The organism is Alcanivorax sp. (genome assembly GCF_019431375.1).
GTDB lineage: Bacteria > Pseudomonadota > Gammaproteobacteria > Pseudomonadales > Alcanivoracaceae > Alcanivorax > Alcanivorax jadensis_A.
This window is the reverse complement of the sequence record NZ_CP080267.1, coordinates 2,514,063-2,528,110: the sequence shown is the minus strand read 5'-3', so window position 1 is coordinate 2,528,110 and position 14,048 is coordinate 2,514,063. Positions and strand designations below refer to the sequence as shown.

19 protein-coding genes and 1 pseudogene are annotated in these 14,048 nt (G+C 52.5%); 13 read left to right on the top strand and 7 right to left on the bottom strand.

What is annotated here, in order from left to right; genetic code table 11:
- Positions 1–84: 84 nt before the first annotated feature.
- The 4 genes from KZ772_RS11810 to KZ772_RS11795 all read left to right on the top strand — a co-directional run bounded on the left by KZ772_RS11810 (position 85) and on the right by KZ772_RS11795 (position 3,474).
- Positions 85–222 (top strand): hypothetical protein, encoded by a 138-nt coding sequence (locus KZ772_RS11810; protein ID WP_290536767.1) that lies wholly within the window; start codon positions 85–87, stop codon positions 220–222.
- 425 nt (positions 223–647) lie between these two features.
- Complete coding sequence (locus tag KZ772_RS11805) at positions 648–1,034, top strand: hypothetical protein (protein WP_290536766.1); 387 nt, start codon at positions 648–650, stop codon at positions 1,032–1,034.
- A 33-nt stretch (positions 1,035–1,067) separates the two neighbouring features.
- On the top strand, positions 1,068–1,793 hold the full coding sequence (locus KZ772_RS11800) for a hypothetical protein (RefSeq protein WP_290536765.1): 726 nt from the start codon (positions 1,068–1,070) through the stop codon (positions 1,791–1,793).
- A 382-nt stretch (positions 1,794–2,175) separates the two neighbouring features.
- Positions 2,176–3,474 carry an MBL fold metallo-hydrolase gene (locus tag KZ772_RS11795; RefSeq protein WP_290536764.1) on the top strand — a complete coding sequence of 433 codons (1,299 nt, stop codon included), beginning with the start codon at positions 2,176–2,178 and terminating at the stop codon, positions 3,472–3,474.
- Between the two features lie 40 nt (positions 3,475–3,514).
- Here KZ772_RS11795 and KZ772_RS11790 read toward each other — a convergent pair whose 3' ends face one another.
- The 3 genes and pseudogenes from KZ772_RS11790 to KZ772_RS11780 form a co-directional block, all read right to left on the bottom strand.
- Positions 3,515–4,009: an IS3 family transposase gene (locus tag KZ772_RS11790; protein ID WP_290539475.1), complete on the bottom strand. Its 495-nt coding sequence runs from the start codon at positions 4,007–4,009 to the stop codon at positions 3,515–3,517.
- 139 nt (positions 4,010–4,148) lie between these two features.
- Positions 4,149–4,235: pseudogene (locus KZ772_RS11785) on the bottom strand (hypothetical protein); the annotation flags it as partial.
- 131 nt (positions 4,236–4,366) lie between these two features.
- Positions 4,367–4,675: an IS3 family transposase gene (locus KZ772_RS11780; RefSeq protein WP_008930594.1), complete on the bottom strand. Its 309-nt coding sequence runs from the start codon at positions 4,673–4,675 to the stop codon at positions 4,367–4,369.
- A gap of 118 nt (positions 4,676–4,793) precedes the next feature.
- Here KZ772_RS11780 and KZ772_RS11775 point away from each other — a divergent pair, with 118 nt between their 5' ends.
- The 3 genes from KZ772_RS11775 to KZ772_RS11765 are packed head-to-tail and all read left to right on the top strand — an operon-like array spanning position 4,794 to position 6,587.
- Positions 4,794–5,624 carry a hypothetical protein gene (locus KZ772_RS11775; protein ID WP_290536763.1) on the top strand — a complete coding sequence of 277 codons (831 nt, stop codon included), beginning with the start codon at positions 4,794–4,796 and terminating at the stop codon, positions 5,622–5,624.
- Positions 5,625–5,647: 23 nt separating this feature from the next.
- On the top strand, positions 5,648–6,136 hold the full coding sequence (locus tag KZ772_RS11770; protein ID WP_290536762.1) for a hypothetical protein: 489 nt from the start codon (positions 5,648–5,650) through the stop codon (positions 6,134–6,136).
- Between the two features lie 49 nt (positions 6,137–6,185).
- Positions 6,186–6,587 carry a hypothetical protein gene (locus KZ772_RS11765; protein ID WP_290536761.1) on the top strand — a complete coding sequence of 134 codons (402 nt, stop codon included), beginning with the start codon at positions 6,186–6,188 and terminating at the stop codon, positions 6,585–6,587.
- Here KZ772_RS11765 and KZ772_RS11760 read toward each other — a convergent pair.
- Positions 6,550–7,437, bottom strand: a complete 888-nt coding sequence (locus tag KZ772_RS11760; RefSeq protein ID WP_290536760.1) for a WYL domain-containing protein — start codon at positions 7,435–7,437, stop codon at positions 6,550–6,552. The two genes, KZ772_RS11765 and KZ772_RS11760, sit on opposite strands and share 38 nt — an antisense overlap.
- A gap of 175 nt (positions 7,438–7,612) precedes the next feature.
- Between KZ772_RS11760 and KZ772_RS11755 the strand changes: the two genes are divergently transcribed.
- From KZ772_RS11755 to KZ772_RS11735, 5 genes are read left to right on the top strand one after another with little or no spacing between them, the layout of a single operon-like run.
- Entirely contained in the window at positions 7,613–7,984 is a 372-nt protein-coding gene (locus KZ772_RS11755; protein WP_290536759.1) for a hypothetical protein, read from the top strand.
- 11 nt (positions 7,985–7,995) lie between these two features.
- The gene (locus KZ772_RS11750) at positions 7,996–8,256 is read left to right on the top strand and encodes a hypothetical protein (protein ID WP_290536758.1); all 261 of its coding nucleotides are present in this window, start codon (positions 7,996–7,998) and stop codon (positions 8,254–8,256) included.
- A gap of 45 nt (positions 8,257–8,301) precedes the next feature.
- On the top strand, positions 8,302–8,910 hold the full coding sequence (locus tag KZ772_RS11745; RefSeq protein ID WP_290536757.1) for a hypothetical protein: 609 nt from the start codon (positions 8,302–8,304) through the stop codon (positions 8,908–8,910).
- 30 nt (positions 8,911–8,940) lie between these two features.
- Complete coding sequence (locus tag KZ772_RS11740) at positions 8,941–9,876, top strand: metallophosphoesterase (RefSeq protein ID WP_290536756.1); 936 nt, start codon at positions 8,941–8,943, stop codon at positions 9,874–9,876.
- Between the two features lie 45 nt (positions 9,877–9,921).
- The gene (locus tag KZ772_RS11735) at positions 9,922–10,836 is read left to right on the top strand and encodes a hypothetical protein (protein ID WP_290536755.1); all 915 of its coding nucleotides are present in this window, start codon (positions 9,922–9,924) and stop codon (positions 10,834–10,836) included.
- Positions 10,837–10,857: 21 nt separating this feature from the next.
- Here KZ772_RS11735 and KZ772_RS11730 read toward each other — a convergent pair whose 3' ends face one another.
- Together KZ772_RS11730 and KZ772_RS11725 are read right to left on the bottom strand one after the other, a co-directional pair.
- Positions 10,858–11,463, bottom strand: a complete 606-nt coding sequence (locus KZ772_RS11730; RefSeq protein WP_290536754.1) for a hypothetical protein — start codon at positions 11,461–11,463, stop codon at positions 10,858–10,860.
- 67 nt (positions 11,464–11,530) lie between these two features.
- Positions 11,531–12,253 (bottom strand): hypothetical protein, encoded by a 723-nt coding sequence (locus KZ772_RS11725; RefSeq protein ID WP_290536753.1) that lies wholly within the window; start codon positions 12,251–12,253, stop codon positions 11,531–11,533.
- A gap of 126 nt (positions 12,254–12,379) precedes the next feature.
- Here KZ772_RS11725 and KZ772_RS11720 point away from each other — a divergent pair, with 126 nt between their 5' ends.
- Positions 12,380–13,390 (top strand): WYL domain-containing protein, encoded by a 1,011-nt coding sequence (locus KZ772_RS11720; RefSeq protein WP_290536752.1) that lies wholly within the window; start codon positions 12,380–12,382, stop codon positions 13,388–13,390.
- A gap of 20 nt (positions 13,391–13,410) precedes the next feature.
- On the opposite strand, the gene KZ772_RS11715 is transcribed toward KZ772_RS11720, so the two are convergent.
- Positions 13,411–14,040, bottom strand: a complete 630-nt coding sequence (locus KZ772_RS11715) for a hypothetical protein (protein ID WP_290536751.1) — start codon at positions 14,038–14,040, stop codon at positions 13,411–13,413.
- Between the last annotated feature and the right edge of the window lie 8 nt (positions 14,041–14,048).

The following is a 14,048-nucleotide window of genomic DNA, read 5'->3' as shown; positions in this document are numbered from 1 at the left end:
AAGCGGCATAAAGAAGCCCGCACAAGGCGGGCTTCAAAAATGAGCAGATAAGAGAAGGGGTTACTCGGAGTCCAGGCGAAAGCTGTGTCCACAGTCCAGGCATTCCAGGTTGTCGAGATAGGTATCGTCGAGCCGGGAGCCCAAAGCAGCACCCGCTTCACCGCCGGCGACTCCTCCGGCCAGGCCTCCAAGCACGGCACCGGCGATGCCGCCAATAGCTGATCCAGCAGGCCCAAACGCCATACCGACGGTCGCACCGACGCGAGCTCCGCTAGTTGCCATGGCAACGCCGCTGGCGGCTCCGGCAACCGTACCGACAGAACCGCCAACTTTGCGGCCATTTTGCAACGCGACGACCCGGATAGAGCGGCAGGACGGACATTGAATGATCATGAAACCTCCATGAGATAGGGCCAGGAAGGCGATTCCTTCCTGGCTTCATTGGGGTGATATGTATTTGAAAAATTCTTGAATAATCATTGCTCAATCTGAAACGATAAGGTGTGGCTGATAGGTGGGCGTTTAAATCAATGAAAGGCTGTGGGAAATATTAATGTTGATAATTAACACATGAGATAAGAGTAATCAGATATGCTCATATCGGATTGGCTTTAGATATTAATTATTGATAAATGAAAGGGGGATAAATGGCAGATATTGAAAACTTGTGGGGTGATTTGTCCGAGCTTCCAGATATGGATTTGCCTAAGCACATATTGAACGCTCAGAAAGAATACCTTGAATCAAGCTTGAAAGGCTTGGTGCTAGCCGATGTCAAGCAAATCAATGATTCTGGACGTATTAAGATATCGTTTACTGTCTTTCCTGAAAACAATGAGGATATGGCGCAAGAGCTACTGTCGGTAACACACGGAGGAGGTATATATCCTGCGATCGTGAAGTGCAGTGTCGAGCCAGTAGGCGAAGATAGAGCGGAGGATGACGAGTCATTCAAGAGGGTCGTGCACAGGATTTTGTCAAGTAAAGAGGCAAAACACACGGTCAATAAGTTTCGCCTTATCGCGATATCGTAAGTGCAGGAATAGTAAGAAAAGAAGGGTGGGGTTATGTCGGTTGTTGATAGATTCGAAGAGTGGGGGGCTGGATACTCTGGATGCGACGGGGGTGATATCGGCAATCCCGATAAGCCCTCGGTTTGGGTCTGTGGTATTGAATGGGGTGGAGGGCATTCTCCTGTCGAACTGGAAGGAAGTCTTTTAGATGATGTTTCTACCCCTCCTCCAGGATATTCCAGCTGGCAAGAGAATCTCGCTTATATCTTCAACTGGCAAGTCATGAAGATTCTGTCTGCAATTAGTGGTGGATCTGTGGAGGAATATAAATCTTTTGCAGAGAATAATAAGCCGTTTGTTGGGTGTGACAGTGGTTATTTCAAGATGAATCTGTACCCCATAGGGTTTAAGGATACCAGCCAGAAGAGATGGATTGAGGATTTTGAGGTTGTTACCGGGTTTGGGAGTAAGTTTGATTATCTGGAGTGGTGCAGTGAATGTCGCTTTCCTCAAATAAGAGGGTGGGCCAAGAAATACAAGCCAAAATTAATATTGTGCTTGGGTAAGTCATATGCTGATGACTTTTTAAAGGCTTTTCATGAAGAGGGGGCGGAATTTAACACGGAGATTATAGATGATAGAGAGTTGCGATGGGTTTGTAATAGTGATGGAGCACTTGTAGTGGTTGTTCCATTTATGGTTAATGCTAATGGCCTTGTGAGAAACGCGTCAATTCAACGGTTTGGTGATAGGGTTTATGAGATTTTAGTATCTATTTAATTTCGATTGGACGGTTGCTTACATTATTTACGGTAACATGGGAGATGCCATGTATATGGGCCCCTACTTGGTCAATGTCGGGCCAAAATTACCGAGAACCAACCATCGATCGAATGGTTCATTTGAGCAGCTAGCGAAGTGCAGCCAAAGCGGCTGAGGATGCCATATATTGAGTATAAAGATTTAATCCAGTGCCTCTTGACCTGTTTCAGATTTAGAGTGTGATTTCCCTGAGCCAGTTGACTCGATAGAGGTTTCTTTGGGATATGCGTGAAGATGCGACATATTCCAAAATACGACATGAACATGTAGCCAGTATGGCCATGTCTATATCGTATTCGTAATATGGGATCTTGCCGATATTGCCAGAGGGGGAAGCTGGATGAGCGAGATCAGGACTAGCGTTACGTTGCACAGGGGAGCGGATACGATTGGCGGCAGCTGTATCCGCATATCTCATGGCAAGGATTCCATCATCCTCGATTATGGCATGCCCTTGATGGCCGCCGGCGGGCGCGAGCTTGATGCTGCAGCCACAAAGGCCCCCAGTCTGGAAAACCAAATTCTCCTTGATGTGGTCAGCAACGATAATCGGCCTCTGGCTTTTATCATCAGCCATGCTCACCCGGACCACTATGGTCTGATCGACTACGTGCCTGGGGACATTCCGGTTTTTATCAGTGAGGCAGCCAAAGTGCTGATGGAAGTCGGTAATGCCTTCTACGATGGCTCCATGAGGGTTGCCCGGTTGGATGGATGCAGGACGTATCGCCCGGGGAAGGTCTTCGAGGTTGGTCCTTTCAAAGTCACTGCTTTCCTGATGGATCACTCGGCATTCGGTGCCTGCAGCCTGCTTGTGGAGGTGGATGGAAAAGCCGTCTTCTATACCGGGGATTTCCGCGGGCACGGACGCAAATCCGCAACTCTCGATTACGTGATCAATGCTGTCAGAGAGCCGGATGTCATGTTGATGGAGGGCACGACGCTGGATGATGGGCATCCCTCCACCTTTCCTGACGAAGGATCCATCGAGCAGGCGCTGGTTGACCTGATGACCAGTCAGGAGGCTCCGGTGTTCGTGGCAGGCTCGGGCAGCAATATCGACAGAACAGTGAGCCTTTATCGTGCGGCCAGGCGTTCGGGAAGGGAGCTGGTGATCGATCTCTATCAGATGATCCTTCTGGATAAACTGAAGGCCCTATCTCCGGGGCTTCCTCCCCACGCCAATGATCACCTGAAGGTGTATTACCCCAAAAATCAGCGTGATACTGTGGTTCGTCAGTGGGGAGAAGGCTATCTGCTGCGGTATGCACCAAGGCATATCAATCGATCGAAGGTTGATTTCAGCTCGGGAAAGTACCTTTTCAGAGTCTCAAATGGGGTCACAAAAAGTCTGTGCCGGGGTTTCATGGAGGCAGGAGTGAAGCCCGAGCTGGTGTATTCAATGTGGAACGGTTACAGGGAAAAGCAGGATGCATTCTCAAGAATTGAGGAGCTTGCGGGTGCGAAGTGGCAATACCTACACACCAGTGGCCATGCGTATCTCCATACATTGAAGAGGCTGGCGGATGGGGTTGCGCCGAAGCGACTGGTTCCGGTGCACACCTTGAATGCCGCTGATTTTGATCGTCATTTTGAGAATACTCATCAAATGAGCAACGGTGATGAGCTGGTGCTATAGGGGGTCGAAGGGATGAAACGGAAAGGAACGGTTGTAGTGGTCAACTAATCCCGGACAGTGATTTAGGTTTTTCTTCTGCCACCGCAGGGGCGATTCCGCCGTTGTAGCTGTGTGGCCTGTGGTGATTGTAGTAACCCATCAGATAGTCACCGATATCTTTCTTTGCTTCAGGCAAGTTGCGGTAGCCCATTGTCGGCACCCATTCTGACTTCAGGCTACGGAACAGCCTTTCCATTGGCGCATTATCCCAGCAGTTGCCCCGCCGGCTCATGCTTTGCTGCATCCGATAGCGCCACAACCGCTGCCGGAACATGCGACTGGCATATTGGCTGCCCTGATCCGAGTGGAACATGACTTTCTCAGGCTGACCTCGTTGCTCCCAGGCATGATCCAGGGCCTTCACCACCAGATCTGCATCCGGGTGGCTGGAGATGGCCCAGCCCACAACTCGCCGGGCGTAGAGATCCAGCACGACAGCCAGGTAACTCCAGCCTTTCCCCGTCCAGATATAGGTGATATCTCCACACCACCTGATTCGGGGCTGCCACCGTAAACTCTCGATCCAGATGGTTCGGTATATCGGGCCGCTCTACTGTCGCCTGCTTGTAAGCATGAGGCCCGGGCTGCTTGCAGACCAGCCCGAGTTCACGCATAAGACTGCGTACCTTGAAACGGCCAATTTCCTCCCCCTGCTCATTGAGGAGCCCTTGTATCGTACGGCTTCCCGCCGAGCTGCGACTCTGATTGAATAAGCAGTTCACTTTGGCTTTCAAGGCTACCCTCTCCGCATCAATACGACGGCACCGCTTACGGTGTTCGTAGTAACAGGAACGATGCACATTAAACGCTGAACAGACCAATTCCACAGGCTCTTGCTCACTTAATTGGTCAATCAGCGCGTACGATTCCAGTCGTCCGACATCAAGAGAGCAGTAGCCTTTTTTAGAATGTTCTTCTCCCGTTCCAGGCGCTCACACCGAGCCTCAAGCTCCTGTATCCGGCGCTGTTCCGGGGTAAGAGCCTTGCCTTTGGGGGTAACACCTTGGCGTTCAGCCTCAAGCTGCTTGACCCAGCGCCGCAGCGCGCTCTCAACTACACCAAGCGATGTGCTGGCTTGGGGAACAGTGTAGCCTTGATCCAACACCAAGCTGGCGGCTTCCTGCTTGAACTCAGGAGTAAAGGAACGTCGTTTTCTGGTCATCTGACACCTCGATTAAGGTGGTAACTTTACCACCTACGTTGGTGTCCGGATTCATTAGACCACTACAGGTCTTCGTATCCTGGATATCGACACAAGAATAATTAAGGAAGATGTTGTTATGGGGAATGAGAAAATGGATGTGCCTGCGGTCGTTCTGAGAAGGTTGTCCTCAGACATGAAGAAAAGGGCAGAAGAGCTTCACGATATTGAGGACCAGCTGTACGAATGGGCAAGGGAAGACAAGTATGTCCGGATCTGTGGCGAGTCATTCCGCCCCGTCTCCCTTGCGCCTGAGTCGCCCCTGGTTGGCTATGGCAAAAGTTCTCTCAAGACATTGAAAAGCGTGCGGTCCAGATTTTCGCAGGATGCGAAAGTCGACGTAAAAGAAGTAGAAGGCAACAAGGAAGAGCGAAGGCTGCAAACCTATATCATCCGAATGGCGATGAGAAGCCAGAGAGATCTGATCCAGGTGTTGGGGCTGCAGGATCACTTTGATGAACTCAGGTTTTGTCTTGATGAGATCTCACTGGGAGACTCAAAAAATCATGTTTATCTCAGTGCAGACAAGAAAGACGGGATAGTTCGCTGTGATCTGCTGGCGGTGGGGAAGAGGAAGGGTGAGGCTGATTGGCGCCCGGCGCTGATCGAGCTCAAATATGCCAGAGAGCTCACACGCCTGGATTGCCAGCTGCAAAACTTCACTGACCTTTTCAAGGGGAATGCTGAGATGACGGAGGCGCTGGAGAAGCTCATTCGGGCTATTATTCCCGAGGTCGACCGCTACTCTCCTGATTTTGTCAAAGCCATTGTCTGGCCAGCTGCGAATGGCTCCAGAAACCTGAAGTCATTGCCGGACGGAGTTCTTGAAGTCGTCTATGAAAGAGAGCTTGGTCAGGATGTGTCGCTGGACAAGTGGTCATTGAAGCCGTGCCGTGGATTTGAAGGCTAGCAGACGAACAAGAAGGGAGAGCTATGGAAAGGTTCAAGTTCAAACACACCCGTCATGAATTTATCAAGGTGGGAAAGTTTTTACTCTCAGAGAAACCCGTCAAGTTTCAGTTCGATGATGACCTGGTCTGGGATTTGAATCTTGAGCTGTCACTCTTCCGTAACGAATTCAGTTCGGTTGGTGAAAGTGTCTATGTCATTACGGTAGATGATAATCCCGTTTATGCTGGATCCTATCCTGTCTCTCTGGGAATGGGCTTGCTGACATATGGAGATCACCTTCACCATGATCAGGAGTTGCGGATTACCTGGGCGCTAGAGGAAGGGAAAAGGGTGGAGCTTTGTCTGGCCAGAGATGTTTTTGCTGAACGGGAAGGCAGGATGATAAACATTTCAAGCTCCATTCAGCGGGATATCATCGAGAATGAGGCACTTCCCTGGAGCCCGAAAAAGCCCTCGCCAGAGCTGGAGGGGGTAAAGACAATGGCAGAGATCGAACCTCTACTGGCCTGATTGAGCCTCGGTAAAAGAATGGTTGCCGGATGGGGGCTGGATGATGAGCGTGGTTACCGGAATTTTTTGGGTGTATCAGGGGACGGTCATTGGCAAGCAGTCGTCCTCTGAGCTGGAGCAGGCGGACAGTCTGGGCTGGATTGATAGCCATTGGGCTCATGTCGAGCACTGGCACTCCGCCCTGGAGGATGGCGGAATGCTCAACGCCGCCATGGGGCTGGGCTATGACCAGGTGCTGCGTGGCCGGCTTTTATACTCCGTTCCCGAGAGGCGGCATGTTGCCTATACCGACCTGAAAACCATCACAAAAGACCAGAAAGCAGCGGTGAAAGATTGGTTCGGCCTGGCGGGCAGCAAGGTGGTATTTCGCCACGACAACCACTACACCATGGGCCTGGATGATCGCTACCTGATTAGGTTTCAATCCATAACCACTTTTCCACCTCTTTGATATTCCCGAGCACCACCTGCTGCGCCTCTGGGCCGCGATGATCATGATTATCCAGCCGCAATAGCTGCACGATGTAATTTGCCATGGCAGCTCGGCAGGGGATGGACAGGGCGCCACGCGTCATCCCGTAATCACGGGCAATGACTTTCTGCTGTGCATCAGAAAGGCGCGGATCGGGCACCACCTTCAAGGTCAGTGATTTCTGCCAGGCTTTGTCCTGGTCTGCACCTTGCTCGCCGGGCAGGGTGATCTCCGGCTTGTCCATAATCCGGCTCAGCACAAAATCCCGGTAATCGCTGTTCTTTTCACACCAGGCTCGTACATGCCAGCGCATGCCGTTATGTACCACGGTATGAGGCTGAATCACCCGGTATTCCGGCTCGGGATTGTTCAGGGAGGTGTATTCAATCTCCACCCGCAATCCTTCCCGGCAGGCCTGCAGGATGGGCCGTAACACCGCCGGGCGAAGATCCCGTGAGGGGGGCAAAAGCACCTCGGTATTCAGCTCGCGGACATCCAGTGCTTCGAATGCACAGCTCAGGTCTTCCCGGGCATGCATCATCTGCAGGTACTCATCGGCCTGGCCGCGAGTGAACACCGGCTTGAAAGCAGCAGCAGGCTTGTAGCCCTTCAGGGAACGATCGTATTCCAGGTTGCCGGGGGCGAATTCCGCCAGGTACTGATTGATATCCTTGCTGGCCTGCTGGCGACCGATGCCGAATGCCCGTTGCAGATGGTTGGTGGTCAATCGCCCTTCCCATAGGGCAATGACTTCTATCAGCCGGTAACGGAGTAAAAGGTCCCAGCGTAGGGGCCAGTCGGCGGCGTTCTTTCCTGCAGTGCGAGCCATATATGATCCAAAAAACGATATGCGCCAAAAGGCGACGTGTTCATGTAATCAGTATCGACACGATTATATTAAATACATATCCTTGGTGTGTCACAAGGAAAAAGTGATTAGTAGCAAGGAGGCTACCTTCCGCATTGCCTGTTCTGGTAATGCCTGCAGATTTCAGGAGGAAATCATGCGACAGACCTACACCGTGGACAATCTGGTCTACGAATTCCAGATCTCCCGCACGAATGACGTGACGTTGGCCATCATCGGCGGGGCATCACCCACATTCCAGCCAGAAACCGACCCCTTCGATAGGGATTATGTGCCAGCAGTGACCGATGACATTGGTGTGGCAAGAATGCCGGTCACCGCATTACGCCAGTCCTGGCGTTACCTGTTGAGCTGGATCGGTAACGAACGTCCGCCATATTTCACCATTGCGGCACTCACTGAGCGTCGCAGGAAACTGTACTGCCGGGTAGCAAGATTGCTGACAAGCCGGTTTCCCTATCAGCTGACAGAGCTGGACGGGACCTTCTATTTCCACAGGATGAACTGAGCTGGATCATTATGAGCAAGATGAGTCATTGGAAAGCCTATTCCCAGGCGCTTTATGACACTGACCCCATGGGTACCTGCTGCAAAGAGAATGGTTGCACAGATGAATACGATGCCGTAGCCAGATCGCTCGATGCTCTATTGGGCGAAGGGGTGCCGCTGCTGGCCGCACTGATGACTGTTCTGGTGGATTATTTCAGTGAGGCGTTGGTTCAGGGGTGTGATTTAGCCCCCGCCAGGAAGGCGATCCAGGAGATGTCAGGGAATCAATAAGGAGTAAATAAGGCGCTGATAAGGAGCGAAGAAGGAGAAAGAGGCATGGTATCAAAACTGAAGGGTAGATTGTTGCACGCTGCGCCGAAACGCAAGCGTGTGGAGATCCTCAAGAAGATGGGCTATTCCGAACCCGATCAGGGCCATCTTGCCCGCCTGGACCGGGTGCTGAATGACCGGGACTGGGGGCTTCTTGATGGCGCTAATGACGCCCACTATAACGATGAAGAATTTTTTCGTTCACTCTGCGCTGTGATGGAGGTGGACGCGAAAATTGTCGACACAGCGATCAGGCTCACTATCAAAGCGCATCAAGAAATGATTGCAGCTTTCAGGCCCTATCTGTGGGTGGATACAGGATTTACAAGAAAGAACCAGCCCATATTCGCGCTGGCGGCCATGGAGCAATTTCGGCATCTTTATTTTGACGCTGAATTCTTGCGCTTGCCAATGCATCTGCAAATAGAGCAGGCCCGCAGGAGTATCCGCAAGCATATGACTGATACTGGGGGTGAGTTGCAGATGTGGGGCGCGATTCAGCAATACTGGTTCTTCCATAGCATCGACAAGGCAATTTTGCTGGACGTGAACGGAGACATCATCGGCGAGCGGGAGGGGCCCGTTCCCAGTCTAAGCAGTTGCTCGCTCCGTTAATGAAAGAAGACCGTGAGAGAAGGGGAACACATGTACGACATTATCGGTGACATTCATGGTTTTGCTGAGCCACTGAAGCAGTTGCTGGCCCGGCTGGGCTACAGCGAAATCGACGGTGTCTGGCAGCATCCAGAGCGCAAGGCGCTGTTTCTCGGCGATTACATTGATCGCGGGCCTCAACAGGTAGAAGTGGTCAGCATTGTGCGCGCCATGGAGCAGGCGGGGCATGCCCTCGCCATCATGGGGAACCACGAATTCAATGCGGTGGCCTGGGCTACGCCAGATCCGCATCAGCCCGGTGAGTTCCTGCGGCCACACAATGCCAAGAATCGTCACCAGCACCGTGAATTTCTGGAGCAGGTCGGCGAAGGCTCGGAGCTGCACGACGACATTGTCGCCTGGTTCAAGACGCTGCCCGTCTACCTGGATCTGCCAGAGCTGCGTGCGGTGCATGCCTGTTGGCATCCTAAATACATTGAAGAACTGAAGCCGTGGCTGGGCAGGGATAACAGTCTGAAGGAAGAGGCATGGTGTCCGGCCAGCAGGAAAGATCATCGGGTCTACAGCGCCGTTGAAACCTTGTTGAAAGGACTCGAGATTCCATTACCGGAAGGAAATGGTTTCCATGACAAGGATGGCCATCCTCGCAAAGACATCCGCACACGCTGGTGGCTGCAGCACACCCACACTTACCGGGACCTGGCCATGGTGCCAGCGGACGTCATAGAGCGAATTCCTCATGAACCGGTGCCAAGCGGCATCCTGCCGGGCTATGACAACGAGAAGCCGGTGTTTGTCGGCCATTATTGGCTAACAGGTGGGCCAGCACCTTTGGCTGACAATATTGCCTGTCTGGACTATAGCGTTGTCAGTGCAAACAAGGGCAAGCTGGCAGCGTATCGCTGGGAAGGCGAGCCGCTGAGCAAGAAAGGTTATATCTGGGTAGAGCGTTCACCGCAGATTTGACGGTAGGAGCGTCGCTGGCGGCGCGGTCTTCTCAAGGAAGGAATCATGCAATACGACCCATCAACACAACGCCTGGAAACCAATGCTGGTGATCTGATCAAGGTCATCAGTTGCCCACTGGAAAAGAAGTGGGGCGAACTCATGCCTCTTCCCGAAAAATGGGATGAGCCTCTGAGGGTGGATGGCAAGTTGGAGCAGAAAAGCGAGCAAGATATCCGCTTTTTTCTGGCCGCTCAAGCGGAGCAAGAGCCGGAGGAGAGCGAGCGCGAAGCCTGGCTTGAGTGGAAGGAAAGAATGCGTGGCAGGTCGGCGGATTATCTGAAGAAATACTGTGGTTCGTGCCGGAAGTGTGTGGTGAATGCTAACCGTTTCAGTGAAGAACAGATTATAGCGTTGGTGGAGGTGAATCCAGAGATGTGCCTGCACCTCAGCAGTGAGCATCCCGAGCTCACCATCCATCAGTCTGTAGCCTCAGAAGATGGCAGGGAGTGTGGTTATGAGGGAATAACCCGGCAAGGGCTCCCTATTATTCAGACGGCACGCTCCCTGGCAGCCATTGAAGAGGGTGTCAGGCGCGGTTATCGGCCCCTGTTTGTGGCGGCAGATTACAAGAGTGGACTTGGAAAGAAACTCTGGGTTAGCTTTCGGCCAGAAGATAACACCATTCTTTACTCAGGTGATTTTCGGTCAATGGTGGGGCCCCTGGAGGGAACCGAGAATGGCATTGCATCTATCATTGTTCGCCACGATGATGATCGTCATCCCTCGCCTTTGGCTGCTTACATGATCCCGCCTGATATACGGCCGGGCGACCGAGTTTATGTTGCTGACATCATCGAAGAGATAGTGCTGAAGCGTTGGAATCAGGGTGATGGCTGGCGAAGAGTCTCATCTGATGCGGTTTGGACAGGCGAAAAGCTGGAGATAGAGCATCGCGATCCAATCCGGATGATGGGCTAGTCTCGGCCCCATGTGTCGTCGTTAATCAAGTGTCACGACAGGATAAAACCAGATGGCGATCAGGTTGACCTCTACCCTCTGGAGGTTTTGGTCCTGAATATGACCGGCAAGATAGCATTGGTTGTAGGAAACCCGCTCCCACTCAAGTATGTCTGGAATAGGGCCGAGGGATCGTTCGTCTGAGCCTTGGCTTCGGCCAATCACGATGATCAAATCCGGGTTGACCATGGCGGAGGCTTTGATCTCACGCAAAGACGCAATAGCCGCCAGGGTTGCCATGGTGCTGGTTTCGCCGCTGCCAAATACCGAGACACCATGCCCGGCTTTTGAAATCTGTTCTTGAACGTCAAAAAAATTGAAACCGGAAGATGGTATCTCCTTCGTCATGGCCACCATGTTTCTGATGGACTGGTCAATCTGAGTAGATGCACTGGTGCGAAGAAGGATGTCCAGCTGGTTATGGTGACGATGAAAGGATTCTGCAACGGAGTTTCCTTTGCCGCTGGCGTACAGGAATCGCAGCGGCTGTTCGCCATGAAACGTCAGGCTTTGCATGCAGGGAGAGAGGCAGTGCTGCGACCTTGTTACTGGAAGGTGGTATTCGCCGGTAAGAATGTTGTAGATCATGCTCTGCGCCCCTGGCCTTGCAGAAAAAGGTAGGTTGCCCCTCTCCTTGCGAAGAGGGGCAGGTAGATCAATCCCGCGTATTACTCTCAATTCTCACCAACAACAGAATGACTGTCGCGAAGACAAACACCGCAAAGGCGCAGCCGGCAATGATCAGGGTGGCCAGTGATCCTGCCTTGGCCTGCGCCTGATCCATCTTTTCCTGTTGGATGCGAGACAACTCCTTCTGATATCGCGCCATATATTCATGGGTGAACCATCCCAGATAGCTGTCCCACTTGATGTGGGTGCTGTCGATATCCTCCAGGCCGGGCACATTGGTCACCAGTAGCTCGCTGTCTTCATTTTCGGCCGGCTTGACCAGGTCGTTCTCGACATTGCGGTTCAGGCTGTCCAGAAACGTCAGTAGATCTTCATGAGAAAGGTCGTCCGTCTGATTGATTAACCAGTCCCGGAGCCTGTCCTTGTCGGCGCTTCCCTGGCTGGTAAGGCGGGCGTACTTGTTGACCAGCACCGTAAGATTATTGATCCGTTCCTGAATGGCAGCCTTCCTGGCTTCCCAATCCACTGTTTCAGTCTCGTCGAGACTGAGGCTGTCCCCGTCATCAACCTCGGGGCTGACGGATTCCCGGTAGTCTTCCATGCCAATCTCTGGCTTGGTGATATCTTCATCGACCCCGGTCAGCCAGGCGCTGCCACTGGCAATGGTAGCGAAGATGGCAATAGCCAACGCCAGCGCAGCCAGAATGTAGCTGGCTACCCCCACAATCCGGAAAAACTTGTTCCCCATTATCTTTGCTCCTGATTATTGATCTGATACCCCGGGTTCCTGCCGGGTATATGCAGTATCTTGATGGGAGCGTCAGTTTCTGTCGTAATGGCTGTGATAATAAAAATCACAGTCAGGGAGGATGGGATGGCAGCAGGCGCCAGTATTGATAACAAGACCTATCGCATCATTGCGTTGTTGCAGGCATTGCCGCGGTCACCACAAAAAACCACCAGTCATGAGCTCCACCAGCGATTGACCAGTGAGGGGCATGACATCTCGCGTCGCTCTATAGAACGCTACCTCAAGGAATTGTCGGAATCCGATACCTTTGGCGCGCTAATCCACTGTGATGACCAGTCCACCCCCTATGGCTGGTCGGTGGCTCATAAGCAGAACCTTTCCATTCCCGGTATGGACGCCCAGATGGCCGCCACCTGGGATCTGGTACACCGCTACCTGATGCCTCTCATGGCCAGGGATGTGCTGGCAAAGCTGGATCCGATCTTCAACGAAGCCCGGCGCTGGTTTGAACGGCACCGCCCCATGGGCAAGCGCTACTGGTCTGACAAGGTCGCCTATGTCCCTCGTGGCTTTCATCTCCAGCCGGCCAGAGTGCCCACCGGTATTGCCGACCAGGTTTACGATGCCCTGTATCTCAACCGGCAGATGGACATCTGGTACAAGGGGAAATCAGAACCCAGCCGCGTGCACCCCTACGCGCTGGTAGATCGTGGCGCGGTGCGCTATCTAATCGTGCGTTTCTGGAACTACGAGGACTACCGCCATCTTGCCCTGCATCGCCTGAGCAAGGTGAGTGTGCTGGATGATGAAGTGGAGCGAGCCTCCGACTTTGATCTGGAGACCTACCTCAAAGACGGCAACATGAATCTTCCCTACGGAAACGCCATCAATCTGGTGATGCGACTGTATGGGCGTGCAGCAGATCATCTCTACGAAACCCCGGTCAACGATACCCAGACCTTGAAGGAGGTTGAGCCAGGTGTAACCGAGTTGCGTGTGGAGGTGCAGAACACGGAAGAGCTGAAATGGTGGATATTGGGGCTGGGTGCGAATGTGGAGGTCGTCAAACCGTTAAAACTAAGAGGGGAGATGATAAAGGAGCTCCAAAACGGGTTGGGACGATATGAAAGCTAATGGGAAGTGACTTGAGGATGTTATGGCTGCATCACTTTCCCCTTGCTTGAAAGTGGTTTTAGCGAAAGCGGTAGTATCAAGAACGGGTAATCAGGCAGGGTAACCAATTCGTCAATGTCTCGCTGCAGGGTTGGGAGAACCTCTTCAGGATCTTTATGTCGGCCGCTAGATGCTTCGTTCCACTGAAATATCAGCCTTCCGAGAAACTGCAGTGTACAAGGCTGCAGGTTCTCATCAATTTCGGGGCTGGCGTCATCCACAATCACCCAAGGGTTTCTGGACTCAATGGCAAGCAGGTAGAGAGGGCTGCTTTGCTCATGTTCGGAAAGGCCTGCTTCTTCATGCCTGATGGCCGCAATCTCATCCAGCGGGTTGAAGTCGTGAGCCTTAATCCAGCGGGAAAGCTCGATAAAGCGATCACTGTGGAGGAGCACTTTTTCCTTTAATTCGTCCATGTCCACACAGAAGTCAAAAGGACAATAGTCGTCATTCCATGGCGGTGCGTGTCCGTCGTAAGCCTGTTCAAAGGCTATGGCCGCCTTGATAGCGCTGTCGCATATCCCGGTGATGAGAATCTTGCCTCGTTGAAGTGCCCGTATTGCCTGTTCGTTTGCCACTTTCTCGCCCCTGATATTTCCAGATGTCTTCATTGTGGTCC

Bases quoted from the DNA above. Each gene is read 5' to 3' on its own strand.
- KZ772_RS11805 (WP_290536766.1), top strand. From the start codon at position 648: ATGGCAGATATTGAAAACTTGTGGGGTGATTTGTCCGAGCTTCCAGAT.
- KZ772_RS11800 (WP_290536765.1), top strand. From the start codon at position 1,068: ATGTCGGTTGTTGATAGATTCGAAGAGTGGGGGGCTGGATACTCTGGA.
- KZ772_RS11795 (WP_290536764.1), top strand. From the start codon at position 2,176: ATGAGCGAGATCAGGACTAGCGTTACGTTGCACAGGGGAGCGGATACG.
- KZ772_RS11780 (WP_008930594.1), bottom strand. From the start codon at position 4,675: ATGACCAGAAAACGACGTTCCTTTACTCCTGAGTTCAAGCAGGAAGCC.
- KZ772_RS11775 (WP_290536763.1), top strand. From the start codon at position 4,794: ATGGGGAATGAGAAAATGGATGTGCCTGCGGTCGTTCTGAGAAGGTTG.
- KZ772_RS11770 (WP_290536762.1), top strand. From the start codon at position 5,648: ATGGAAAGGTTCAAGTTCAAACACACCCGTCATGAATTTATCAAGGTG.
- KZ772_RS11760 (WP_290536760.1), bottom strand. From the start codon at position 7,437: ATGGCTCGCACTGCAGGAAAGAACGCCGCCGACTGGCCCCTACGCTGG.
- KZ772_RS11755 (WP_290536759.1), top strand. From the start codon at position 7,613: ATGCGACAGACCTACACCGTGGACAATCTGGTCTACGAATTCCAGATC.
- KZ772_RS11750 (WP_290536758.1), top strand. From the start codon at position 7,996: ATGAGCAAGATGAGTCATTGGAAAGCCTATTCCCAGGCGCTTTATGAC.
- KZ772_RS11745 (WP_290536757.1), top strand. From the start codon at position 8,302: ATGGTATCAAAACTGAAGGGTAGATTGTTGCACGCTGCGCCGAAACGC.
- KZ772_RS11740 (WP_290536756.1), top strand. From the start codon at position 8,941: ATGTACGACATTATCGGTGACATTCATGGTTTTGCTGAGCCACTGAAG.
- KZ772_RS11735 (WP_290536755.1), top strand. From the start codon at position 9,922: ATGCAATACGACCCATCAACACAACGCCTGGAAACCAATGCTGGTGAT.
- KZ772_RS11730 (WP_290536754.1), bottom strand. From the start codon at position 11,463: ATGATCTACAACATTCTTACCGGCGAATACCACCTTCCAGTAACAAGG.
- KZ772_RS11725 (WP_290536753.1), bottom strand. From the start codon at position 12,253: ATGGGGAACAAGTTTTTCCGGATTGTGGGGGTAGCCAGCTACATTCTG.
- KZ772_RS11720 (WP_290536752.1), top strand. From the start codon at position 12,380: ATGGCAGCAGGCGCCAGTATTGATAACAAGACCTATCGCATCATTGCG.
- KZ772_RS11715 (WP_290536751.1), bottom strand. From the start codon at position 14,040: ATGAAGACATCTGGAAATATCAGGGGCGAGAAAGTGGCAAACGAACAG.